A 23,023-nucleotide genomic window follows, 5' to 3' on the forward strand; every position below is an offset into this window, starting at 1 on the left:
TGAGGTAAACCATGCGAGTGTTGAAGTTCGGCGGTACATCAGTGGCAAATGCAGAGCGCTTTCTGCGGGTTGCCGATATTCTGGAAAGCAATGCCAGACAGGGGCAGGTCGCGACCGTTCTTTCTGCCCCCGCAAAAATTACCAACCATCTGGTGGCGATGATTGAGAAGACCATCGGTGGTCAGGATGCTTTAGCCAATATCAGCGACGCCGAACGCATTTTCTCTGAGCTGTTGGTGGGTCTTGCCGCCGCGCAACCGGGTTTCCCGCAGGCTCCGCTCAAAGCCTTTGTTGAACAAGAGTTTGCACAGATTAAGCACGTCCTGCACGGTATCAGCCTGCTGGGTCAGTGCCCGGACAGCATCAATGCTGCGCTTATTTGCCGTGGTGAAAAAATGTCGATCGCCATCATGGCTGGCCTGCTGGAAGCGCGCGGGCACAACGTGACGGTCATCGACCCGGTAGAGAAATTGCTGGCGGTAGGCCATTACCTCGAATCTACCGTTGATATCGCCGAATCTACGCGCCGCATTGCCGCCAGCCGTATTCCTGCGGACCATATGGTTCTGATGGCAGGATTTACCGCCGGGAATGAGAAAGGAGAGTTAGTGGTGCTGGGGCGTAATGGCTCTGACTACTCTGCCGCCGTACTGGCCGCCTGTTTGCGCGCCGATTGTTGTGAGATCTGGACCGATGTCGATGGCGTATATACCTGCGATCCGCGCCAGGTACCCGACGCCCGACTGCTGAAGTCGATGTCTTATCAGGAAGCGATGGAGCTTTCTTACTTCGGCGCTAAAGTGCTGCACCCGCGCACCATTACCCCTATTGCCCAGTTCCAGATCCCGTGCCTGATTAAAAATACCGGCAATCCACAAGCGCCCGGCACGCTTATCGGTGCCAGCAGTGATGATGACGATTTGCCGGTAAAAGGGATTTCTAACCTCAATAACATGGCGATGTTTAGCGTCTCCGGCCCTGGGATGAAAGGCATGGTGGGGATGGCGGCGCGTGTTTTTGCCGTGATGTCGCGCGCGGGCATCTCGGTGGTGCTGATCACCCAATCCTCTTCTGAATACAGCATCAGCTTCTGCGTCCCGCAGGGCGACTGCGCGCGTGCGCAACGCGCCATGCAGGATGAATTCTATCTCGAGCTGAAAGAAGGCTTGCTGGAGCCGCTGGCGGTGACTGAGCGTCTGGCGATCATCTCGGTCGTTGGCGATGGTATGCGCACGTTGCGTGGCATCTCGGCGAAATTTTTTGCCGCGCTGGCTCGCGCGAACATCAATATCGTGGCAATCGCCCAGGGCTCGTCTGAGCGTTCCATTTCGGTAGTGGTGAATAACGACGACGCGACCACTGGCGTGCGTGTGACCCATCAGATGCTGTTCAACACCGACCAGGTGATTGAAGTATTTGTCATTGGCGTTGGCGGCGTGGGCGGTGCGCTGCTGGAGCAGCTTAAACGTCAGCAAACCTGGCTTAAAAAGAAGCATATCGATTTGCGCGTGTGTGGTGTGGCGAACTCGAAGGCCCTGCTGACCAACGTCCATGGTCTGAATCTGGAAAACTGGCAGTCGGAGCTGGAAAGCGCGAAAGAGCCTTTCAACCTGGGGCGCTTAATTCGTCTGGTGAAAGAATATCATCTGCTCAATCCGGTGATTGTCGACTGTACGTCAAGTCAGGCGGTCGCGGATCAGTATGCGGATTTCCTGCGCGAAGGCTTCCATGTGGTCACGCCGAACAAAAAGGCCAACACGTCGTCGATGGATTACTACCATCAGTTGCGTTTTGCAGCGGCGAAGTCTCGTCGTAAATTCCTGTACGACACCAACGTAGGCGCGGGCTTGCCGGTAATTGAGAACCTGCAAAATCTGCTCAGCGCGGGCGATGAACTGCAACGTTTCTCCGGCATTCTTTCTGGTTCGCTGTCGTTTATTTTCGGCAAGCTGGATGAAGGCATGAGCTTCTCCGAGGCCACCACCATGGCGCGTGAGCTGGGCTATACCGAACCCGATCCGCGTGACGATCTATCCGGTACGGACGTGGCGCGTAAGCTGTTGATCCTGGCCCGTGAAACCGGTCGTGAGCTGGAGCTTTCTGACATTGTTATTGAGCCGGTCCTGCCAAAAGAGTTTGATGATTCCGGTGATGTTTCCGCGTTTATGGCGAAATTGTCGCAGCTGGATGACGCCTTTGCCGCGCGTGTGGCGAAAGCCCGTGATGAGGGGAAAGTATTACGCTATGTTGGCAATATTGAAGAGGATGGCGTCTGTCGCGTGAAAATAGAGGCCGTAGACGGCAACGATCCGCTGTTCAAAGTGAAAAACGGTGAAAACGCGTTGGCGTTTTACAGCCACTATTATCAGCCGCTACCGTTGGTTCTGCGCGGATACGGCGCGGGTAACGACGTGACGGCGGCGGGCGTATTTGCCGACCTGCTACGTACCCTTTCATGGAAGTTAGGAGTCTGACATGGTGAGAGTTTATGCCCCGGCTTCCAGCGCCAATATGAGCGTCGGGTTTGATGTGCTCGGAGCGGCGGTAACCCCGGTGGACGGTTCGCTGTTAGGCGATGTGGTATCCGTTGAGGCGGCTGACCATTTCAGCCTCAACAACCTCGGTCGCTTTGCCAATAAGCTGCCGCCTGAGCCGCGAGAAAATATTGTCTACCAGTGCTGGGAGCGATTCTGTCAGGAGCTGGGTAAAAGCGTTCCGGTGGCGATGACGCTGGAAAAAAATATGCCGATTGGTTCCGGGTTAGGCTCCAGCGCGTGTTCCGTTGTGGCGGCGCTGGTCGCCATGAACGAGCATTGTGGTAAACCGCTCAACGATACGCGCCTGTTGGCGATAATGGGTGAGCTGGAAGGGCGTATCTCCGGCAGTATTCATTACGATAACGTCGCCCCGTGCTTTTTGGGCGGTATGCAGTTAATGATCGAAGAAAACGGCATTATCAGCCAGCAGGTGCCAGGCTTTGATGAGTGGCTGTGGGTACTTGCGTATCCGGGGATTAAAGTGTCGACGGCAGAAGCGCGGGCGATTTTACCTGCGCAGTATCGCCGCCAGGATTGTATCGCCCACGGGCGGCATCTGGCTGGGTTTATCCATGCCTGCTATTCCCGTCAGCCAGGGCTTGCCGCGAAGCTGATGAAAGATGTCATTGCTGAGCCGTACCGTACCCGCCTGCTGCCAGGCTTTAGCCAGGCGCGTCAGGCGGTAGCGGAAATCGGGGCGCTGGCCAGCGGAATCTCCGGTTCGGGGCCGACGCTGTTCGCTTTGTGCGACAAGCCGGATACGGCGCAGCGTGTAGCAGACTGGCTGGGTAAAAATTATCTGCAAAATCAGGAAGGCTTTGTTCATATTTGCCGGTTGGACACGGCGGGCGCACGGGTACTGGGATAATCAATGAAACTGTATAATCTGAAAGATCATAACGAACAGGTCAGCTTTGCACAGGCCGTCACGCAAGGGCTTGGCAAGAATCAGGGATTGTTTTTTCCGCACGATTTGCCGGAATTCAATCTGTCAGAAGTCGATGAGATGTTGAACCAGGATTTCGTTAGCCGCAGCGCGAAGATCCTTTCCGCATTTATCGGTGATGAAATCCCACAGGAGATTCTGGAACAGCGCGTGCGTGCGGCGTTTGCCTTCCCGGCACCGGTTGCTCAGGTTGCCGTGGATATCGGCTGTCTGGAGCTGTTCCACGGCCCAACGCTTGCATTTAAAGACTTTGGCGGGCGCTTTATGGCGCAGATGCTGACGCATATCAGCGGCGACAAACCGGTCACCATTCTGACGGCGACCTCTGGAGACACTGGTGCGGCAGTCGCACATGCCTTTTATGGCCTGAAAAATGTGCGCGTGGTGATCCTTTATCCGAACGGCAAGATTAGCCCATTACAGGAAAAACTGTTCTGTACACTGGGTGGCAATATTGAAACCGTGGCGATTGATGGCGATTTTGATGCCTGTCAGGCGCTGGTGAAACAGGCGTTTGATGACGAAGAGCTGAAGGTAGCTTTGGGGCTGAATTCGGCTAACTCAATCAACATTAGCCGTCTGCTGGCGCAAATCTGTTACTACTTTGAGGCCGTGGCTCAACTGCCGCAAGAGGCGCGTAATCAGCTGGTTATTTCCGTTCCCAGCGGCAACTTTGGCGATCTGACCGCCGGGCTGCTGGCAAAATCACTGGGCTTGCCGGTGAAGCGTTTTATCGCGGCGACCAACGTCAACGATACGGTTCCACGCTTTCTTGCACAAGGTGAGTGGGCGCCGAAAGCGACTCAGGCGACGTTGTCGAATGCGATGGATGTCAGCCAGCCAAATAACTGGCCGCGGGTGGAGGAACTGTTCCGCCGTAAAATCTGGCGTCTGAATGAGCTGGGTTATGCCGCTGTTGACGATGCCACTACTCAGGACACGATGCGTGAGCTGCATGAGATGGGGTACACCTCAGAACCGCATGCGGCGGTGGCTTACCGTGCGCTGCGTGACCAACTGAACCCTGGCGAGTACGGCCTGTTCCTCGGCACTGCGCATCCGGCCAAGTTTAAAGAAAGCGTTGAAGAGATTCTTGACCTGACGCTGGCTCTGCCAAAAGCGCTGGCGGAACGCGCGGACCTGCCGCTGCTTTCTCATCACCTGCCTGCTGATTTTGCTGAACTGCGCAAGCTGATGATGACCCGCGGTTAACGGTTGTGCCCGCTGGCGCTTTGCTTAGCGAGCCTACAAAACCTGTCGGCCGGATCGGGCGTTCGCCGCCATCCGGCCTTTTTACTACTGCTCCTGGCGCTTAAACACCAGTTCGCCATTTCCTGACGCTTCTTCATCAAAGAAATAGCCTTCGCTGTTAAAGGCGGTCAGCTGTTCTGGCTGCGTTAAGCGGTTCTCAATAATGTAGCGACTCATCAGGCCGCGCGCTTTTTTGGCATAGAAGCTGATGACTTTGAACTTGCCGTTTTTCTCGTCGAGGAAGACCGGTTTGATAAGCTCCGCATTGAGCTTTTTCGGCTTCACGGATTTAAAATACTCATCCGAGGCGAGGTTAATCACTACGCTGTCGCCTTGCGCTTCCAGCGCTTCGTTAAGTTTATCGGTGATGGTATCTCCCCAGAACTGGTAGAGATCTTTACCTTTCGCATTGGCCAGACGAATACCCATCTCCAGACGGTAAGGCTGCATCAAATCCAGCGGACGCAAAACGCCGTACAGCCCGGACAACATCCGTAAGTGTTGCTGAGCGAAGTCGAAATCCGCTTCGCTGAAGGTTTCAGCCTGCAGTCCGGTATACACGTCGCCTTTAAACGCCAGAATGGCCTGGCGCGCGTTTTCCGGCGTGAAGTCAGGCTGCCAGTCATGGAAACGCGTGGCGTTCAGATCCGCCAGCTTGTCGCTAATTCCCATCAGCTTGCCAATTTGCGGAGCAGAGAGTTGGCGCGCCACGTGAATAAGCTGCTGAGAGTGATCCAGCAGTTCGGGCAATGTATGACGTGTCGTTGCCAGCGGACTTTGGTAGTCGAGCGTTTTTGCAGGTGAAATCAGAATCAGCATATCCAGTCCTTGCAGGAAATTTACTGCGACTTTAGCAAAAAAAACGACAGAATTGATCGATGGTTGCGATTGACGCGCTATCCGCGCGGCGTCTCATCCCAGCTTTCGGGCGCAAGTTGTTGTCTGATATCAGGATAACGGCGCGGATCGAATTCTGGGCGCACCCCGAGTTTGCGTTGGCGTAGATAGTCGCAGGCGATCGTCTGCACAACCGGTGAAAGCAGCAGAATCGCCGTCAGGTTAGTGATGGCCATACACGCCATAATGATGTCCGCCAACTGCCAGACCAGCGGAACGCTGACTAACGTTCCGCCGATAACGGTGCTCACGGTGGCGATCCGTAATAGCCAGATGACGCGGATATTGTCCAGCTTCAGGAAAACGAGGTTGTTTTCCGCATAGATGTAGTTGGCCACGATAGAGCTAAAGGCAAACAGAATCACAATTAACGCCACGAATCCGGCACCCCATTCTCCCGTCACTGAAACCATCGCTTTCTGGAGTAACTGGATGCCTTCCATCGGTACATAGCTGGCGTCATTACCCGCCAACAGAACAATCATCGCGCTGGCCGTACAGAGAATCAGCGTATCAACTAATACTCCGATCATTTGCACAATGCCTTGTGCCGCAGGATGCGGAGGCCAGGATGCTGCTGACGCGGCCGCGTTCGGAGTTGATCCCATTCCGGCCTCATTAGAAAACATACCGCGTTGAAAGCCGCTGGCAATGGCCTGGCTTAGTGTATACCCGGCGGCACCGGCTGCGGCTTCCTGCCAGCCAAAGGCACTTTTTATAATGGTCATGATAATGCCGGGGAGCTGTCCGAAATGCCACAGACAGATGACGATGCTGCAACCGACCCACAACAGCGCCATCATCGGAACGAACCATTGCATCAGGCGGGCAACGCCTTTAATGCCGCCAATGATTGCCAATAATGACACTATTGCCAGTGCGATACCGGTAAAGAGGGGAGGGATATCAAAAGCAAAGGTCAGCGCATGAGAGACCGAATTTGCCTGAACGCTGTTAAAAATCAGACCATAAGCAATGAGTAAAAAGATGGCAAAAAGAACGCCCATCCAGCGCATGCCCAGCCCACGCTCCATATACCACGCAGGACCGCCGCGAAACTGTCCCTTGCTGTCGCGCTCTTTATACAGTTGGGCAAGAGAGCTCTCGGCAAATGACGTCGCCATACCAATGATCGCCGAGACCCACATCCAGAACACGGCTCCCGCGCCGCCAGCGGCAATCGCCAACGCCACGCCCGCCAGATTTCCGCTACCGATACGTGCGGCAAGACTGGTGCATAAAGCCTGAAAGGAAGTTAAACCGCCCGGCTGCGGGCTGATGCTGTTTTTAAGACTTTTGCCAAACTGGCGAATATAGCGAAACTGAATAAACCCTGTACGCCAGGTGAACCAACATCCTGCGCCAAGCAGGAGGTAGATCATCACCGATCCCCAGAGTATTTCATTAATAAATGAGAAAAAATCAGGCATTAACATCCCTCTTGTTGATGCCGGTAAGCGCGAATATTCCCATGTAAGCGCTACCAATAATCGACCAGTATATACCTTATAAGGTGATTGATTACGGGAGTTTATCATAACAATCGTTATATCCCTTAATTGCGCATCACAGGCTTGGCGATGCGTAATCAGGGCTGAGCGGCTGGTCGGACAATCCAGGCGGTTGCGCTGAGAGTGCGTCGTGCTATCATCAGGGAAGATCGGTTACATCCCCCTAACAAGCTGTTTAAAGAGAATCGCTATCATGACGGACAAATTGACCTCCCTTCGTCAGTTCACCACAGTAGTGGCCGACACCGGAGACATCGCGGCAATGAAGCTGTATCAGCCTCAGGATGCCACAACTAACCCTTCTCTCATTCTTAACGCAGCGCAGATCCCGGAATACCGCAAGCTGATTGATGACGCTGTAGCCTGGGCTAAGCAGCAGAGCAACGACCGTGCGCAGCAGGTCGTCGACGCGACCGACAAGCTGGCAGTAAATATCGGTCTGGAGATCCTGAAACTGGTCCCAGGTCGTATCTCCACTGAAGTTGACGCTCGTCTGTCCTACGACACCGACGCGTCCATCGCTAAAGCAAAACGCCTGATCAAAATGTACAACGATGCTGGCATCAGCAACGATCGCATCCTGATTAAACTGGCTTCAACCTGGCAGGGCATCCGTGCCGCTGAGCAGCTGGAAAAAGAAGGCATCAACTGTAACCTGACTCTGCTGTTCTCCTTCGCGCAGGCGCGTGCATGTGCAGAAGCTGGCGTATATCTGATTTCTCCGTTCGTTGGCCGTATTCTTGACTGGTACAAAGCCAATACCGACAAGAAAGAGTATGCACCGGCAGAAGATCCGGGTGTGGTTTCCGTAACGGAAATCTACGAGTACTACAAACAGCACGGTTACGAAACCGTAGTTATGGGTGCGAGCTTCCGTAACATCGGCGAAATCATTGAGCTGGCAGGCTGCGATCGTCTGACGATTGCTCCGGCACTGCTGAAAGAACTGGCGGAAAGCGAAGGTGCTATCGAACGTAAACTGTCTTTCTCCGGCGAAGTGAAAGCGCGCCCTGCACGCATCACCGAAGCTGAGTTCCTGTGGCAGCATAACCAGGATCCGATGGCTGTAGACAAACTGGCGGACGGTATCCGTAAGTTTGCTGTAGACCAGGGTAAACTGGAAAAAATGATCGGCGATCTGCTGTAATCATTAGTGCGTGGCCCTGATATGGGTCACGCTACCTCTTCTGAAACCTGTCTGTCCTTCCCTTCGCAGTGTATCATTCTGTTTAACGAGACTGTTTAAACGGAATAATCATGAATACTTTACGCATTGGCCTGGTTTCCATTTCTGACCGTGCTTCCAGCGGCGTTTACCAGGATAAAGGTATCCCGGCCCTTGAAGAGTGGCTGGCGTCAGCCCTTACCACCCCTTTTGAGCTGCAAACGCGATTGATCCCGGATGAACAGGCGATCATCGAACAGACCTTATGCGAGCTGGTTGATGAAATGAGCTGTCATCTGGTGCTGACTACCGGCGGAACGGGTCCGGCCCGTCGTGACGTAACGCCTGATGCGACGCTTGCCGTAGCCGACCGTCAGATGCCGGGCTTTGGTGAGCAGATGCGCCAGATAAGCCTGCACTTTGTGCCAACGGCGATTCTTTCCCGTCAGGTTGGCGTGATTCGCAAGCAGGCGTTGATCCTGAATCTGCCTGGGCAGCCAAAATCGATCAAAGAGACGCTGGAAGGTGTGAAAGATGCCGACGGTAAGGTTATCGTGCCGGGTATTTTTGCAAGTGTACCGTATTGTATACAGCTATTAGATGGGCCGTATGTGGAAACCGCAGCGACTGTTGTAGCATCTTTTCGTCCTAAAAGCGCAATACGCGATACAAAAGCCTGAAAGTAGCCCGATCGTGACATAAGTGCCAATGACAGTGGAGTATTGAATTGTTTACGATATAGTAATTTTTGCTTTACATATATCGACGAACAGATTCAATTACTTCACTGACTCATGGTTTGCTATGTCACAACACACTCGACCGCTGAATCGCCAGGATTATAAAACCCTTACGCTTGCTGCCCTTGGTGGTGCGCTTGAGTTTTATGATTTCATTATCTTTGTCTTCTTTGCTGCTGTTGTTGGCGAGCTCTTCTTCCCCGCAGACATCCCTGAATGGCTACGTCAGGTGCAAACCTTCGGCATTTTTGCCGCCGGCTATCTGGCGCGTCCGCTGGGGGGCATCATCATGGCGCACTTTGGCGATCTGGTCGGGCGCAAGAAAATGTTCACCCTGAGCATTTTGCTGATGGCGATACCGACGCTGGCGATTGGTCTTTTGCCTACTTACGCCTCAATGGGGATCCTCGCGCCGCTGCTGTTACTGCTGATGCGTATTTTGCAAGGCGCTGCCATCGGCGGAGAAGTTCCGGGCGCGTGGGTGTTCGTGGCGGAGCATGTACCGGAGCGTCGCATCGGCATTGCCTGCGGAACGCTGACTGCCGGCCTGACGGTGGGAATTTTGCTGGGGTCGGTGGTTGCGACGCTGGTGAACACCAGCCTGACGCAGCAGGCGGTGCATGATTACGGCTGGCGTATTCCTTTCCTGCTGGGGGGCGTGTTTGGGCTGGTGGCGATGTACCTGCGTCGCTGGCTGCAGGAGACGCCCATATTTCTCGAAATGCAGCAGCGTAAAGCGTTGGCGCAAGAGCTACCGGTGAAGTCAGTGGTGAGCAAACATAAAAAAGCGGTGGTTATTTCAATGCTGCTGACCTGGCTGCTATCGGCTGGGATTGTGGTGGTGATCCTGATGTCACCAGTCTGGTTGCAGAAGCAGTATGGCTTTGCGCCGGCGCTAACGTTACAAGCCAACAGTGTCGCTACCATTATGCTGTGCGTCGGTTGCCTGCTGGCTGGGTTTATTGTCGATCGGGTCGGCGCCAGCAAAACCTTTATTGTCGGCAGCCTGATGCTGGCCTGTTCAAGCTGGTTTTTCTATCACCTGACCGGCAGCCATCCCCAGCATTTGTTCCTGTTATACGGGCTGGTGGGGTTATGCGTTGGCGTGGTGGGGGCTGTGCCTTATGTGATGGTGCGGGCATTTCCGGCGGAAGTCCGCTTTACCGGAATATCCTTTTCTTACAACGTGTCGTACGCCATTTTTGGTGGTCTGACGCCAATCGCCGTCACGATGTTAATGAGCGTGTCGCCAATGGCTCCGGCCTGGTATGTGCTGGCGTTATCGCTGGTAGGGCTAGGTTTGGGGATTTGGCTGCGACAGGATCTTTATCATCGCGATTCGAGCGTACAGGCAGAGTTACAGCGCTTGTAAGGAATATCCCCCCGTCAGGGGGGGATAGCATCAGATTAGTGCGCTTCACCAATCGGCAGGATGGTACGGCCAAACTGTTCGTTCAGCACTTCACCCATCGCCAGGTAAATGGCGCTTGCGCCACACACTAAGCCTACCCAGCCAGCAACGTGAATGATCGCTTCGTTACCCGCAATGTTGCCAACGGCCAGCAGGGCGAACAGCACAGTCAGGCTCAGGAACACGAACTGCAGCATGCGCGCGGCTTTCAGCGTACCGAAGAACATGAACAGAGTGAACACGCCCCACAGACCGAGGTAAGCGCCCAGGAACTGACTATTGGTTGCATCCGCCAGGCCCATTTTCGGCATCAGCAGGATCGCAACCAGCGTCAGCCAGAACGAACCGTAGGAGGTAAAGGCGGTTAAACCGAAGGTGTTGCCTTTTTTATATTCCAGCAGTCCGGCAAAAATTTGCGCGATACCGCCGTAGAAAATGCCCATCGCCAGAATAATAACGTCCAGAGCGAAGAAACCCGCGTTGTGCAGGTTAAGCAGAATGGTGGTCATGCCAAAGCCCATCAGGCCCAGCGGTGCCGGATTAGCCAACTTAGTGTTGCCCATAATTCCTCAAAATCATCATTGATTGAATGGTGAAATAGTTTCCCCGAATAACGATCGCTGTCTTCGGGGCGCGGCATGATAATCAGGGGAGAAGGCACTGTCTATGATCTAACGAAGGGAAAATGAATTATTTTCCCTGTGATGGGCATCACACTAGCCAGTTACGGCGGTGCTGCTCAGCAGAAGGCCCATAAGCAGGCTGGCGGAAAGGGTTAACACAGATTTCATGGAGTTTCTCTTTGACGGCTGCAAAAGTGTGTGACTTCAGACCAGATTACCGTCGTCATAAAAACGATTCATGCTCGTAATCTTTTATTTTTATTGCAATTTTCATGTGAATGGCTTTCCTGATTTAATTGGTTTTATGAATTAATTCTGGTTGGCGACTATTCATTTTTCTCTCTTTTTGCCTTTTTTCTGCGAATTTATTGCCACAAGGCTAAAAAAATTTTTCATGCCCCCCTTGATGACGTGGGTTACGACCCCATCTTGTAGACAACCGCAGTGGTGAGTCTGAAAAAAAACGATTCAGGGTAGTTGAAACCGCACGTTTCGCCCTTATTACAGATTCACAACCACATGATGACCGAATTTTTAGTGGAGACGTTTAGATGGGTAAAATTATTGGTATCGACCTGGGTACTACCAACTCTTGTGTAGCGATTATGGATGGCACTACTGCACGTGTGCTGGAGAACGCCGAGGGCGATCGCACCACGCCTTCTATCATTGCTTATACCCAGGATGGTGAAACTCTGGTTGGTCAGCCGGCTAAACGTCAGGCAGTGACAAACCCGCAAAACACCCTGTTTGCGATTAAACGCCTGATTGGCCGCCGCTTCCAGGACGAAGAAGTGCAGCGTGATGAAGCCATCATGCCGTACAAAATCATCGGTGCTGACAACGGTGATGCATGGATTGACGTAAAAGGTCAGAAAATGGCACCGCCGCAGATTTCTGCTGAAGTGCTGAAAAAAATGAAGAAAACGGCTGAAGATTACCTGGGTGAACCGGTAACTGAAGCAGTTATCACCGTACCTGCATATTTTAACGATGCTCAGCGTCAGGCAACCAAAGACGCCGGCCGTATCGCAGGTCTGGAAGTAAAACGTATCATCAACGAACCAACCGCAGCTGCACTGGCTTACGGTCTGGATAAAGAAGTCGGCAACCGTACTATCGCGGTTTATGACTTGGGTGGTGGTACTTTCGATATCTCTATTATCGAAATCGACGAAGTTGACGGTGAAAAAACCTTCGAAGTTCTGGCAACCAACGGTGATACCCACCTGGGTGGTGAAGACTTCGATAGCCGTATGATCAACTACCTGGTTGACGAATTTAAGAAAGATCAGGGTATCGACCTGCGTAACGACCCGCTGGCGATGCAGCGTCTGAAAGAAGCCGCTGAGAAAGCGAAGATCGAACTGTCTTCCGCTCAGCAGACCGACGTGAACCTGCCGTACATCACTGCAGACGCGACTGGTCCGAAACACATGAACATCAAGGTGACCCGTGCGAAACTGGAAAGCCTGGTTGAAGACCTGGTCAACCGTTCTATCGAGCCGCTGAAAGTTGCTCTGCAGGATGCTGGTCTGTCTGTTTCCGACGTTCAGGACGTTATCCTGGTCGGTGGTCAGACTCGTATGCCGATGGTACAGAAGAAAGTTGCTGAGTTCTTCGGTAAAGAGCCGCGTAAAGACGTTAACCCGGACGAAGCTGTAGCAATCGGTGCTGCCGTTCAGGGTGGTGTATTGACCGGTGATGTGAAAGACGTGCTGCTGCTGGACGTTACCCCGCTGTCTCTGGGTATCGAAACCATGGGTGGCGTGATGACTGCACTGATCGCGAAAAACACCACTATCCCGACCAAGCACAGTCAGGTGTTCTCTACCGCTGAAGACAACCAGTCTGCGGTAACCATCCACGTGCTGCAGGGTGAACGTAAACGTGCCGCTGATAACAAAGATCTGGGTCAATTTAACCTGGATGGCATCAGCCCGGCTCCGCGCGGTATGCCGCAGATCGAAGTTACTTTTGACATCGATGCCGACGGTATTCTGCACGTTTCCGCGAAAGACAAAAATAGCGGTAAAGAGCAGAAGATCACCATCAAGGCTTCTTCTGGTCTGAACGAAGAAGAAATTCAGAAAATGGTTCGTGAAGCAGAAGCGAACGCAGAATCTGACCGTAAGTTTGAAGAGCTGGTTCAGACCCGTAACCAGGGTGACCATCTGCTGCACAGCACTCGCAAGCAGGTTGAAGAAGCAGGCGACAAACTGCCGGCTGATGACAAAACTGCCATCGAGTCTGCACTGACCGCGCTGGAAACTTCTCTGAAAGGCGAAGACAAAGCGGATATCGAAGCGAAAATGCAGGCGCTGGCACAGGTTTCCCAGAAACTGATGGAAATCGCTCAGCAGCAGCACGCACAGCAGCAGGCTGGCGCAGCAGGTGCTGATGCTTCTGCAAACAACGCGAAAGATGACGACGTTGTCGACGCTGAGTTTGAAGAAGTGAAAGACAAAAAATAATCGCCCTTTGAACGGGTAATTACTGGCACGGGCGAAGAGGTTTCCTCTCCGCCCGTGCACGCATGTTAGGGGCAGATAAAAAGAGATGGCTAAGCAAGACTATTACGAGATTTTAGGCGTTTCCAAATCAGCGGAAGAGCGTGAAATCAAAAAGGCCTACAAGCGCCTGGCCATGAAATATCACCCGGACCGCAACCAGGGTGATAAAGAGGCCGAAGCCAAGTTTAAAGAGATCAAAGAAGCGTACGAGATCCTCACCGATGCGCAAAAACGTGCGGCTTATGATCAGTACGGCCATGCAGCGTTTGAGCAAGGCGGTATGGGCGGTGGCGGCGGTTTTGGCGGCGGGGCCGACTTCAGCGATATCTTTGGTGACGTGTTTGGCGATATCTTTGGCGGCGGTCGCGGTCGTCAGCGCGCCTCACGTGGTGCTGATTTACGTTACAACATGGATCTCACTCTGGAAGAAGCCGTGCGTGGCGTCACCAAAGAGATCCGTATTCCGACGCTGGAAGAGTGTGATGTTTGCCACGGCAGCGGTGCGAAGGCGGGCACGCAACCCCAGACCTGTCCAACCTGTCACGGTTCTGGTCAGGTGCAGATGCGTCAGGGCTTTTTTGCCGTACAGCAGACCTGTCCACACTGTCAGGGCCGCGGTACGTTGATTAAAGACCCGTGCAACAAATGCCATGGTCATGGTCGCGTTGAGAAGAGCAAAACGCTGTCCGTTAAGATCCCGGCTGGGGTTGATACTGGCGACCGTATTCGTTTAGCGGGTGAAGGTGAAGCCGGTGAACATGGCGCGCCAGCAGGCGATTTGTACGTTCAGGTGCAGGTAAAACAGCACCCAATTTTCGAACGTGAAGGCAATAACCTGTACTGCGAAGTGCCGATTAACTTTGCGATGGCAGCGCTGGGCGGCGAGATTGAAGTGCCGACGCTGGATGGTCGCGTGAAGTTAAAAATCCCGGGCGAAACGCAGACCGGCAAACTGTTCCGCATGCGTGGTAAAGGCGTTAAGTCAGTACGCGGCGGCGCACAGGGCGATCTGCTGTGCCGTGTGGTGGTTGAAACCCCGGTAGGCCTCAACGACAAGCAGAAGCAGTTGCTGAAAGATCTGCAGGATAGCTTTGGCGGCCCGACCGGCGAGCAAAACAGTCCGCGCTCTAAAAGCTTCTTCGATGGTGTGAAGAAATTTTTTGACGATTTGACGCGCTAATTCTCGACTCAATTATCTTTGATAAAAAGCCTGGGACTGAAAAGTTTCAGGCTTTTTTATTTTTGTTTTCCGTTCGGAAAATCCTGAACGACTTTATTTGAATAGCTCGTTAAAACCGATCTATTCATCATGAATAATCTAATTTTAACGAGCTTTCTGAAGGTGTAAGATAGTATTTACGAAGTATTCACCCAATAGAGAGAATAAAAGTGAAACATCTGCATCGTTTTTTTAGTAGTGACGCCTCAGGGGGCATCATTCTGATCATCGCTGCCGTGGTTGCTATGCTGATGGCAAATATCGGGGTTACCAGTGGATGGTACCACGCCTTTCTGGAAACGCCCGTTCAACTGCGGGTTGGCGCGCTTGAGATCAACAAAAATATGCTGCTGTGGATCAATGACGCGTTGATGGCGGTGTTCTTCCTGTTGATCGGTTTGGAAGTGAAGCGTGAGTTAATGCAAGGTTCGCTGGCCAGTCTGCGCCAGGCTGCGTTTCCGATCATTGCCGCTATCGGGGGCATGATTGTCCCGGCGCTGCTGTATCTGGCATTCAACTATGCTGACCCTATCACCCGTGAGGGTTGGGCGATCCCGGCGGCAACGGATATCGCTTTTGCATTAGGCGTGCTGGCGCTGTTGGGCAGCCGTGTCCCGCTGGCGTTGAAAATCTTCCTGATGGCGCTGGCGATAATCGATGACCTCGGCGCTATTGTGATCATCGCGTTGTTCTACACCAGCGATCTCTCGCTGTTGTCGCTGGGCGTTGCCGCGTGCGCGATCCTTGTCCTGGCAGCATTGAATCTGTGCGGTGTAAGACGTACCGGTATTTATATTCTGGTTGGCGTAGTGCTGTGGACGGCCGTACTGAAGTCTGGCGTGCATGCAACTCTGGCGGGCGTGATCGTCGGTTTCTTCATTCCGTTGAAGGAAAAACACGGGCGTTCACCGGCGAAGCGTCTGGAGCATGTTCTGCACCCGTGGGTGGCATACCTGATCCTACCGTTGTTTGCCTTCGCTAACGCGGGTGTCTCACTGCAGGGCGTCACCATTGATGGACTGACCTCGGTGTTACCGCTGGGGATCATTGCTGGCCTGTTAATCGGGAAACCACTGGGTATCAGCCTCTTTTGCTGGTTGGCGTTACGCTTCAGGATGGCGCAATTGCCGGAGGGAACGAATTTCCAGCAAATTATGGCGGTCGGCATTCTGTGCGGCATTGGCTTTACGATGTCGATTTTCATCGCCAGCCTGGCGTTTGGGACCGTCGATCCTGAGCTGATTAACTGGGCGAAACTGGGGATACTGATCGGTTCTTTGCTGTCGGCGGTAATAGGTTACTGCTGGTTACGCACCCGGTTGAACGCAGCAGCCTGACGGGATAACCCTTTCGTGACAATTTTCAGGGAGAGTGTATGTCTCATATAAACTACAACCACCTGTACTACTTTTGGCATGTATATAAAGAAGGATCTGTGGTTGGTGCAGCAGAGGCGCTTTATCTGACACCGCAGACCATTACCGGGCAGATTAAAGCGCTTGAGGAACGCTTACAGGGAAAGTTGTTCAAGCGGAAGGGGCGTGGACTGGAGCCCACCGAATTAGGCGAATTGGTTTTTCGTTATGCGGATAAGATGTTCACGTTAAGCCAGGAAATGCTGGATATCGTGAACTATCGCAAAGAGTCGAATTTACTGTTCGATGTCGGCGTAGCGGATGCGTTGTCCAAACAGCTGGTCAGCAGCGTGCTGAATGCCGCAGTCGTTGAAGATGAACAAATCCATCTGCGTTGTTTTGAATCAACGCACGAGATGCTGCTTGATCAGCTCAGCCAGCATAAACTGGATATGATTATCTCCGACTGCCCGATCGATTCTACGCAGCAGGAAGGGTTGTTCTCAGTGCGGATTGGCGAATGCAGCGTGAGCTTTTGGTGCACCCAGCCATTGCCTGAGAAACCATTTCCGGCCTGCCTCGAAGAGCGTCGATTGCTGATCCCAGGGCGCTGTTCGATGCTCGGGCGTAAGCTGCTGAACTGGATTAACTCCCAAGGGCTGAACGTTGAAATCCTTGGCGAGTTTGATGACGCCGCGCTGATGAAAGCGTTTGGCGCAACGCATAACGCTATTTTTGTTGCGCCTACGCTTTATTCCCACAATTTCTATGCCGATGATTCAATTGTTGAAATTGGACGCGTAGAGAATGTAATGGAGGAGTATCACGCCATATTTGCGGAAAGAATGATCCAGCATCCAGCGGTGCAGCGTATTTGCAATGCGGACTACTCGGCATTATTTAAGCTGCAATCAACCTGATCGTCGTAATGCTTCCGGCTGCGGTGGTTGCCTACAGCCGGAAGGATTCTATAGCTTTAATAAATTCCGGTATTTACCACTTTCGCGGATAAATACCGGAATTCTGTTCAGTGGTGCGGCATAGCGCAGCGTTTGTCCTCCCGCATAACTCTCGCCGGTCACAAGTTCCGTCCATGTTTCCCCTTCTGGTAGCCAGATGTCACGTTCACGCATACCTTCGTGCATGACGGGCGCAATCAGTAGGTCGGGGCCAAAACAGTACTGATCGGTAATTTCCCAACTCCTTGTCTGCTCTGGGAATTCAAAAAACAGGGGGCGCATTACCGGCGCATTGCGTTCGTGCGTTTCCACCATCAGAGCTTTGATGTACGGCTTTAGCTTTTCACGCAACGTCAGACAGCCGGTCAAAACTTCACACACCTCCTCGCCATAGCTCCACACTTCGTTCGCCGCACCGGTCGGGCATTGGGCAATACCATCACGGTAAGCATGTTCCGGTAAAATCTGCGGATCGCGGTTACCGTGCAGACGCATCACCGGGCTAAAGACGCCCCACTGAAACCAGCGAATCAGCAACTCATGAAATTGCGGGTCGTGAATATTACCGCCATGAAAACCACCGATATCCGTCGTCCACCACGGTATCCCCGCGATTCCCATATTGAGTCCGGCGGCAAACTGATTGCGTAGCGATCGAAACGAAGAGTGGATATCTCCGGACCAGACCAGCGCGCCGTATTTCTGGCTCCCGGCCCAGGCGCAACGTAGCAGGTTGATAACCTTGTCTTCGCCATCGGCTTTCATGCCATCAAAAAAGGTTTGGGCGTACATTCGCGGGTAGATATTGCCCACTTCCAGCACTGGCCCGGCGTGATAGCGATAGTTGTCGTAATCGTAAACGCTGAACTCAGGTTCAGCTTCATCTAACCAGAAGAGCTTCACGCCTTTATCGTAATAGTTGCGCTTAGCTTTACCCCAGACGTAGTCACGAGCGCCTGGATGAGTGGCGTCAAAAAAAGTGGTATTGCCGAGGAAATCCATATTGATCGGTATTCCGCGTTCCGTTTGCACCAGCCAGCCGTTTTCATGCATCTCCCGATAGCTCTCGGTGCGGTTATCCACCGTCGGCCAGACAGAGACCATCAGCTCAATGCCCAGTGATTTTAGCTCGGCGATCATGGCGCCGGGATCGGGCCAGTCGCGCTGGTCGAACATCCAGTCCCCCTGATTTGGCCAGTGGAAGAAATCGATAACGATAACCGAGATGGGCAAGTTGCGTCGTTTATACTCGCGGGCGACCGCCAGCAGCTCTTCCTGAGTACGATAGCGGAGTTTGCACTGCCAGAAACCCATGGCGTAATCCGGCATCATCGGCGGTGTGCCAGTAGCAAGCGCGTAAGCCTGGCTGATTTCTGCGGGGGTATCGCCAGCGGTGATCCAGTAGTCCAGTTGTTCGCTGACCTGAGCTTCCCATTCAGTGACGTTGTGGGCGAAGGTTACGCGACCAACTGCTGGATTGTTCCATAAAAATCCGTAGCCCAGACTTGAAAGCATAAATGGTACTGAGGCTTGGGAGTTACGCTGTGCCAGCTCCAGAACGCACCCTTTAAGATCCATATTGGCCTGCTGATACTGGCCCATGCCATAGATTTTTTCCCCTTCGGCGGCTTCGAAGCGGGCTTTAATCGAATATTTTCCTCCCGGAATAGGGCGGAATTCGCGCCCTTCAAGGTTTAGGGCGCTGACGTACTGACCGTGTGAAGACTCGTCCTCACCGATTTCGCCCCGCAGACGCCAGAACTCCTGCAACAGGGGCTTATGCGAATGGCGGTAAAAGGTGACTTGCCCTTTTTGATTGACGACAGCGATAATTTTACCGTTAGTCAGCGTCGCCTGGTGGTGCTCATAAACAATATGGCAGAGGCTTTCTGCGACGGGCTCATTCAATGCCCAGTCCTCATTTCTCATTACCGGTAGATGACGGCCGCTGCGCACGCGTAGGCTGTTCTCGCCCCAGGGTTCAATCCACAAATAGCGATCGTTTTGCTGCCAGACCAGGCGACGCGGGTCATGTTGCACAAATGGCATGGTGGTGCCTCCCGTATTTCGAGGGTGAAGGTAAGGTATGTTATTGATTGATGGTTACCAGATCGTGGCGAATCTTCTCTTCCATCGCTTCGTATTTACGGAAGAAAAGCAGCGGGATCGCCGCGAGCGTGAAGAGCAAGGCAGGCGTCCAGATAAAGGCCCAGGTAATTCCTTCCAGACCTGCAGCGTTCTGGGCGTGGTTCGGAACATAGCCAAAACTGTTCATGATCCAGGCGGCGAAAGCGGTACCTAGGCCACTGCCCATCTTGATGCAGAAAGTACTGCCGAAGGCGATAAGAATGCCGGTAGCCTTGATACCCGTTTTCCATGCGCCGAAGTCGACGGCGAAGCCCAGCATGGCAAACGGCATTGAGCAGGCGATTCCGCTGCCGATATTTCCGAGCACCCAGGCAGCGATGAGGAAAGGAATGTTGTCCGCCGCCAGCCACATCAGGACGCCGCCTAAGGTGGCGACCAGTAAGCCGCCTACCCATATCCAGGTTTTAGCCAGGTATTTGCTAAAGAAAGGAATGGCGATGATAAACAGGATCTGAATTGTCGCCAGGCTGTTAATCAGCGGAACCAGATCTTTGCGGTCAAGGTTGTAGGTTAGATAGTAGACAATCGTCGTGGAGCGCTGCTGCAGGGCGATCCAGAAGATCAGGTTTGCCAGCACCATCAGGATCCATGGCCAGTTACCTTTCATCGCCGTGAAACTTTTTTTCATCGGCAATCTTGGTTCTTGCTGTATTTTATCCGCATCCATTTCACGGATATTTTTAAAGGCGAAAAGCGTTAGTGAACAGGATATGACGGCAAACAGAATCGCCGTATAAATAAATCCTGTATGATCGTTTCCGTTACCTAAAAATGCAACAAGGGGCAATGCAGTGGCATTCATTAATAAAACCCCAATTTGCCCGCCGGTCATTCTCCAGGAATTTAATACCAGCCGCTCCTTGGGGGATAGGGTCATCAGGGGTAATATTGCGCTGAGTGGTGTATTAAGTCCGGTAAATAAAATGCTGGCAATCATGTAGGATATTGCTGCATAGATGGCTTTTCCTGTCATACTGATATCGGGAGACCAAAATGACAGCGCGCTGAATACACCAAAAGGCAGCGGTAACCATAAAAACCAAGGGCGGCATTTACCGTAACGCGAACGCGTCTTATCGATGATGATTCCCCAGATGGGGGCGTCTATACCATCTACAATACGCGCCAGTAGCAGGATAACCCCGGCTACGGCGAGGCTGATACCCGCAACGTCCGTGTAGAAATATAAGATGTAGGTTGAACCGAAACAGTACAGTAGATTACCTGCCACATCTAAAGAGCCGTAGCTAATACGCTGTAGTAAAGATAATGATGCTGACCCGCAAGACTGGGTATCCTCAATAACAGAACTCATAATGATAACTCCGATATTGGTGCGATACGCCCAGAAAAACAGCTTTTACTTTCTAAGCAATAGGGTGTTTTTTATTTTTTGTTTCCAGAAAACGTTAGCCTTTGGATTGAGATAGTGGTTAATTGGTTTTATGAAAAATAGTTAACTCTGGCATCGTGATCAATTATCAAATCTTACTTCAGGATTGCGTTTATTCGTTTTTGGATGAGTAATTATTTCATTTGTTATGGTGGTCACAATTTCATCTACAATGAAATTAAAAAAGTTAAACAGTGAAAGAAAATAACTTTCATGTACCTGGTGAGGTGGCGGACTGAAAGGAGGAGCGGGCAGGAGGAGTACTGATCAAGATCAGTGAATGACGGTTGCTGTCGAATCAGGCTGTAAACGACAGGCATAAAAAACCCGCTTACGCGCAAGGCCGCGCCGCTTAAGAGAACGGTATTGGGTTGTGGGAGGGGGGTTACTCGGCCAATCGGTACACTGCGCCCTGCCACCTTATGGCAGGGTTACTGGCGTGTGCTGAGCAAAGTGGATGTGCCGGAGAAAAAATTTTTAAGATCAAACAGAAAGTAATTTCCTGAGACCCTCCAGCCCGCTTCTTACCCTATCTCATAACCTGTTTTATACAGAAAATGAGATCTCATCAAATCGATATCTCATGGTTTCAAAGCGTTTGTGATTAGCACCCCTCGCATAATGGGAGCATTACATAGGTGTCCCACCGGACGTATGGGACACACTATTTCTTCTATGACTCATTAACGAGGTAAGCATTATGACTAACAGCAAACTGGTACAAAATGATTCGCTCAGTACAAAAGAGTACGAGCAGAACGGATTTGTGGCGGCCACGGAAACCAATGAGTTTAGCTATACATCGGCGCGTGTTGCGAAGGTAGCCTATAACGAGTACAAGCCCAACGAGTTTAAAGTGTCCGGTTACTGGACGGACTGGTCGCAATATGACGGCCGTCTCGATGGTGATTTCGCGCCTTCCAGCTGTGGGCGCGGCGTTGACCTGGCGTTATTAGACCCCTTTGCTTACGATAAAATTACGCTGGGTTTCTGCGGGATCGTCGGCGATACCGGCGAGAAAGCGACGACCATCAACAATGCCGCAGTCGACTTCCAGCGTACGCAATGGCAACCCACTTTTGTCGATGCGTGGGGAGATGTTGCCTCCTACCGCAACTGCGGCTTTGCGGGCTGGGTAAGCAATGATTACATGGCGCTTTTCCATCAGTACGATGCACAGGGCGTTCTGGGGGGGTTACGCGATGTACAGAAAAAGAACCCGAATCTCCATCTTTCAATGAGTATCGGCGGCTGGACCATGAGCCAGGCGTTCCACTTTATGGCTAAGGATCCACATAAACGTGCGCTATTCTGCGACGGCCTGACCGATCTGTTCACCCGATTCCCGATGTTTAGCGAAATCGATCTGGATTGGGAATATCCGGGTGCCCCGGGAAATACCGGTAATACCTACGATGATACTGACGCACCAAATTTTGCTGCCTTGATTAAGGATGTGAAAGCCGCGCTGAATAAAATCAATCGCAGTGATGTGAAAATTAGCGTTGCCGCGGCTGGTGACATCGAGAAACTGAAAAAAGCCAATATTCCAGCGCTCATTGATGCGGGGGTCTGGGGCATTAATTTAATGACCTACGACTTCTTTGGTACGCCGTGGGCTACCGAGCTGGCGCATCATACCAATCTCTACCCGAATGGCAGCGCGAATAACTGGAGCGTAGAGACCGCCGTTAATTATCTGGAGTCGATTGGGGTGCCGCTTAAACAGGTCTTTATCGGTTATGCCGGTTATAGCCGTAATGCCCATGATGCGACGATCCAGAGCGTATCTCCGCTGAAAGGAACTTACACGCCAGGATACGGCACGACGGTCGGAACATTTGAATCCGGCTCAACGGAATGGTACGACCATATCGCAAATTATCTTGATCTGGAAAACCAGACCGGTCGCAATAATTTTATTGTTTACACCGATGAAGTGGCGGATGCGGATTTCCTGTATAACCCACAGTCTAAAGTCTTTATGTCGCTGGATACCCCGCGCACCGTGAAGGCCAAAGCCGAGTACGTAAAATCCCGCGGCCTGGGCGGCCTGTTTACCTGGACGGCGGATTTGGATCGTGGCCCGCTGGTGAATGCGGCTCGCGAAGGGCTGGGCTGCGAAATGACGCGGCAAACTGTTGATATGAGACCGTTCTATTTTAAAGGTATTACAAAGTAAGCGCTCATGTCCCCCTGTAAAGGGGGACATTTTCGGCTGTCTCATCGTGTAAAAAACATAGATAAGTAAATAAATATTGTGTATCAGGTGAATTATTATTTTGGATTGAATAAGTAAATTTATATTACATTTTATGACATTGCCTTCTTATTTTTAGATTTTTTTATGGTTTT

The 23,023-nt window shown here is 52.2% G+C and carries 16 protein-coding genes; 11 read left to right on the forward strand and 5 right to left on the reverse strand.

The window, feature by feature from the left end:
• The first annotated feature begins 11 nt into the window (after nucleotides 1-11).
• From thrA to thrC, 3 genes are read left to right on the forward strand one after another with little or no spacing between them, the layout of a single operon-like run.
• Nucleotides 12-2,474: a bifunctional aspartate kinase/homoserine dehydrogenase I gene (gene thrA / locus ABIE10_RS14520; RefSeq protein ID WP_047500133.1), complete on the forward strand. Its 2,463-nt coding sequence runs from the start codon at nucleotides 12-14 to the stop codon at nucleotides 2,472-2,474.
• 1 nt (nucleotide 2,475) lies between these two features.
• Nucleotides 2,476-3,405, forward strand: a complete 930-nt coding sequence (gene thrB / locus ABIE10_RS14525; protein ID WP_016155645.1) for a homoserine kinase — start codon at nucleotides 2,476-2,478, stop codon at nucleotides 3,403-3,405.
• Nucleotides 3,406-3,408: 3 nt separating this feature from the next.
• Nucleotides 3,409-4,695 (forward strand): threonine synthase, encoded by a 1,287-nt coding sequence (thrC, locus tag ABIE10_RS14530; protein ID WP_047414490.1) that lies wholly within the window; start codon nucleotides 3,409-3,411, stop codon nucleotides 4,693-4,695.
• Between the two features lie 84 nt (nucleotides 4,696-4,779).
• On the opposite strand, the gene yaaA is transcribed toward thrC, so the two are convergent.
• Nucleotides 4,780-5,553 (reverse strand): peroxide stress protein YaaA, encoded by a 774-nt coding sequence (gene yaaA / locus ABIE10_RS14535; RefSeq protein WP_016155647.1) that lies wholly within the window; start codon nucleotides 5,551-5,553, stop codon nucleotides 4,780-4,782.
• A gap of 77 nt (nucleotides 5,554-5,630) precedes the next feature.
• Nucleotides 5,631-7,061 carry an alanine/glycine:cation symporter family protein gene (locus ABIE10_RS14540; RefSeq protein ID WP_103928888.1) on the reverse strand — a complete coding sequence of 477 codons (1,431 nt, stop codon included), beginning with the start codon at nucleotides 7,059-7,061 and terminating at the stop codon, nucleotides 5,631-5,633.
• Nucleotides 7,062-7,335: 274 nt separating this feature from the next.
• On the opposite strand from ABIE10_RS14540, the gene tal reads away from it, so the two are divergent.
• The 3 genes from tal (at nucleotide 7,336) to ABIE10_RS14555 (ending at nucleotide 10,419) form a co-directional block, all read left to right on the forward strand.
• Nucleotides 7,336-8,289, forward strand: coding sequence for a transaldolase (tal, locus tag ABIE10_RS14545; protein ID WP_016151631.1), 954 nt, complete (start codon nucleotides 7,336-7,338; stop codon nucleotides 8,287-8,289).
• Nucleotides 8,290-8,399: 110 nt separating this feature from the next.
• Entirely contained in the window at nucleotides 8,400-8,987 is a 588-nt protein-coding gene (gene mog / locus ABIE10_RS14550) for a molybdopterin adenylyltransferase (RefSeq protein WP_200080205.1), read from the forward strand.
• 124 nt (nucleotides 8,988-9,111) lie between these two features.
• On the forward strand, nucleotides 9,112-10,419 hold the full coding sequence (locus ABIE10_RS14555) for an MFS transporter (RefSeq protein WP_047500141.1): 1,308 nt from the start codon (nucleotides 9,112-9,114) through the stop codon (nucleotides 10,417-10,419).
• Between the two features lie 35 nt (nucleotides 10,420-10,454).
• Here ABIE10_RS14555 and satP read toward each other — a convergent pair whose 3' ends face one another.
• Complete coding sequence (gene satP, locus ABIE10_RS14560; protein WP_047358362.1) at nucleotides 10,455-11,021, reverse strand: acetate uptake transporter; 567 nt, start codon at nucleotides 11,019-11,021, stop codon at nucleotides 10,455-10,457.
• Between the two features lie 611 nt (nucleotides 11,022-11,632).
• Here satP and dnaK point away from each other — a divergent pair.
• The 4 genes from dnaK to nhaR all read left to right on the forward strand — a co-directional run bounded on the left by dnaK (nucleotide 11,633) and on the right by nhaR (nucleotide 17,088).
• The gene (dnaK, locus tag ABIE10_RS14565; protein ID WP_016151634.1) at nucleotides 11,633-13,555 is read left to right on the forward strand and encodes a molecular chaperone DnaK; all 1,923 of its coding nucleotides are present in this window, start codon (nucleotides 11,633-11,635) and stop codon (nucleotides 13,553-13,555) included.
• An 85-nt stretch (nucleotides 13,556-13,640) separates the two neighbouring features.
• On the forward strand, nucleotides 13,641-14,774 hold the full coding sequence (gene dnaJ, locus ABIE10_RS14570; RefSeq protein ID WP_008786151.1) for a molecular chaperone DnaJ: 1,134 nt from the start codon (nucleotides 13,641-13,643) through the stop codon (nucleotides 14,772-14,774).
• 209 nt (nucleotides 14,775-14,983) lie between these two features.
• Nucleotides 14,984-16,150: a Na+/H+ antiporter NhaA gene (gene nhaA, locus ABIE10_RS14575; protein ID WP_016151635.1), complete on the forward strand. Its 1,167-nt coding sequence runs from the start codon at nucleotides 14,984-14,986 to the stop codon at nucleotides 16,148-16,150.
• Between the two features lie 38 nt (nucleotides 16,151-16,188).
• Nucleotides 16,189-17,088 carry a transcriptional activator NhaR gene (nhaR, locus tag ABIE10_RS14580; RefSeq protein ID WP_429156129.1) on the forward strand — a complete coding sequence of 300 codons (900 nt, stop codon included), beginning with the start codon at nucleotides 16,189-16,191 and terminating at the stop codon, nucleotides 17,086-17,088.
• Between the two features lie 48 nt (nucleotides 17,089-17,136).
• On the opposite strand, the gene ABIE10_RS14585 is transcribed toward nhaR, so the two are convergent.
• Together ABIE10_RS14585 and ABIE10_RS14590 are read right to left on the reverse strand one after the other, a co-directional pair.
• Nucleotides 17,137-19,176, reverse strand: coding sequence for a glycoside hydrolase family 31 protein (locus ABIE10_RS14585; protein WP_429156130.1), 2,040 nt, complete (start codon nucleotides 19,174-19,176; stop codon nucleotides 17,137-17,139).
• Between the two features lie 40 nt (nucleotides 19,177-19,216).
• Nucleotides 19,217-20,590, reverse strand: a complete 1,374-nt coding sequence (locus ABIE10_RS14590; RefSeq protein ID WP_103766848.1) for an MFS transporter — start codon at nucleotides 20,588-20,590, stop codon at nucleotides 19,217-19,219.
• A gap of 778 nt (nucleotides 20,591-21,368) precedes the next feature.
• On the opposite strand from ABIE10_RS14590, the gene ABIE10_RS14595 reads away from it, so the two are divergent.
• On the forward strand, nucleotides 21,369-22,850 hold the full coding sequence (locus ABIE10_RS14595; RefSeq protein WP_019078334.1) for a glycoside hydrolase family 18 protein: 1,482 nt from the start codon (nucleotides 21,369-21,371) through the stop codon (nucleotides 22,848-22,850).
• Nucleotides 22,851-23,023 lie beyond the last annotated feature (173 nt).

This window comes from Citrobacter sp. 506, assembly GCF_050434985.1.
GTDB classification, from domain to species: Bacteria; Pseudomonadota; Gammaproteobacteria; order Enterobacterales; family Enterobacteriaceae; genus Citrobacter; species Citrobacter braakii.

What these genes read in the sequence shown, in the direction of transcription:
- thrA (WP_047500133.1), top strand. Translation starts at nt 12, where the DNA reads ATGCGAGTGTTGAAGTTCGGCGGTACATCAGTGGCAAATGCAGAGCGC.
- thrB (WP_016155645.1), top strand. Translation starts at nt 2,476, where the DNA reads ATGGTGAGAGTTTATGCCCCGGCTTCCAGCGCCAATATGAGCGTCGGG.
- thrC (WP_047414490.1), top strand. Translation starts at nt 3,409, where the DNA reads ATGAAACTGTATAATCTGAAAGATCATAACGAACAGGTCAGCTTTGCA.
- yaaA (WP_016155647.1), bottom strand. Translation starts at nt 5,553, where the DNA reads ATGCTGATTCTGATTTCACCTGCAAAAACGCTCGACTACCAAAGTCCG.
- ABIE10_RS14540 (WP_103928888.1), bottom strand. Translation starts at nt 7,061, where the DNA reads ATGCCTGATTTTTTCTCATTTATTAATGAAATACTCTGGGGATCGGTG.
- tal (WP_016151631.1), top strand. Translation starts at nt 7,336, where the DNA reads ATGACGGACAAATTGACCTCCCTTCGTCAGTTCACCACAGTAGTGGCC.
- mog (WP_200080205.1), top strand. Translation starts at nt 8,400, where the DNA reads ATGAATACTTTACGCATTGGCCTGGTTTCCATTTCTGACCGTGCTTCC.
- ABIE10_RS14555 (WP_047500141.1), top strand. Translation starts at nt 9,112, where the DNA reads ATGTCACAACACACTCGACCGCTGAATCGCCAGGATTATAAAACCCTT.
- satP (WP_047358362.1), bottom strand. Translation starts at nt 11,021, where the DNA reads ATGGGCAACACTAAGTTGGCTAATCCGGCACCGCTGGGCCTGATGGGC.
- dnaK (WP_016151634.1), top strand. Translation starts at nt 11,633, where the DNA reads ATGGGTAAAATTATTGGTATCGACCTGGGTACTACCAACTCTTGTGTA.
- dnaJ (WP_008786151.1), top strand. Translation starts at nt 13,641, where the DNA reads ATGGCTAAGCAAGACTATTACGAGATTTTAGGCGTTTCCAAATCAGCG.
- nhaR (WP_429156129.1), top strand. Translation starts at nt 16,189, where the DNA reads ATGTCTCATATAAACTACAACCACCTGTACTACTTTTGGCATGTATAT.
- ABIE10_RS14585 (WP_429156130.1), bottom strand. Translation starts at nt 19,176, where the DNA reads ATGCCATTTGTGCAACATGACCCGCGTCGCCTGGTCTGGCAGCAAAAC.
- ABIE10_RS14590 (WP_103766848.1), bottom strand. Translation starts at nt 20,590, where the DNA reads ATGAGTTCTGTTATTGAGGATACCCAGTCTTGCGGGTCAGCATCATTA.
- ABIE10_RS14595 (WP_019078334.1), top strand. Translation starts at nt 21,369, where the DNA reads ATGACTAACAGCAAACTGGTACAAAATGATTCGCTCAGTACAAAAGAG.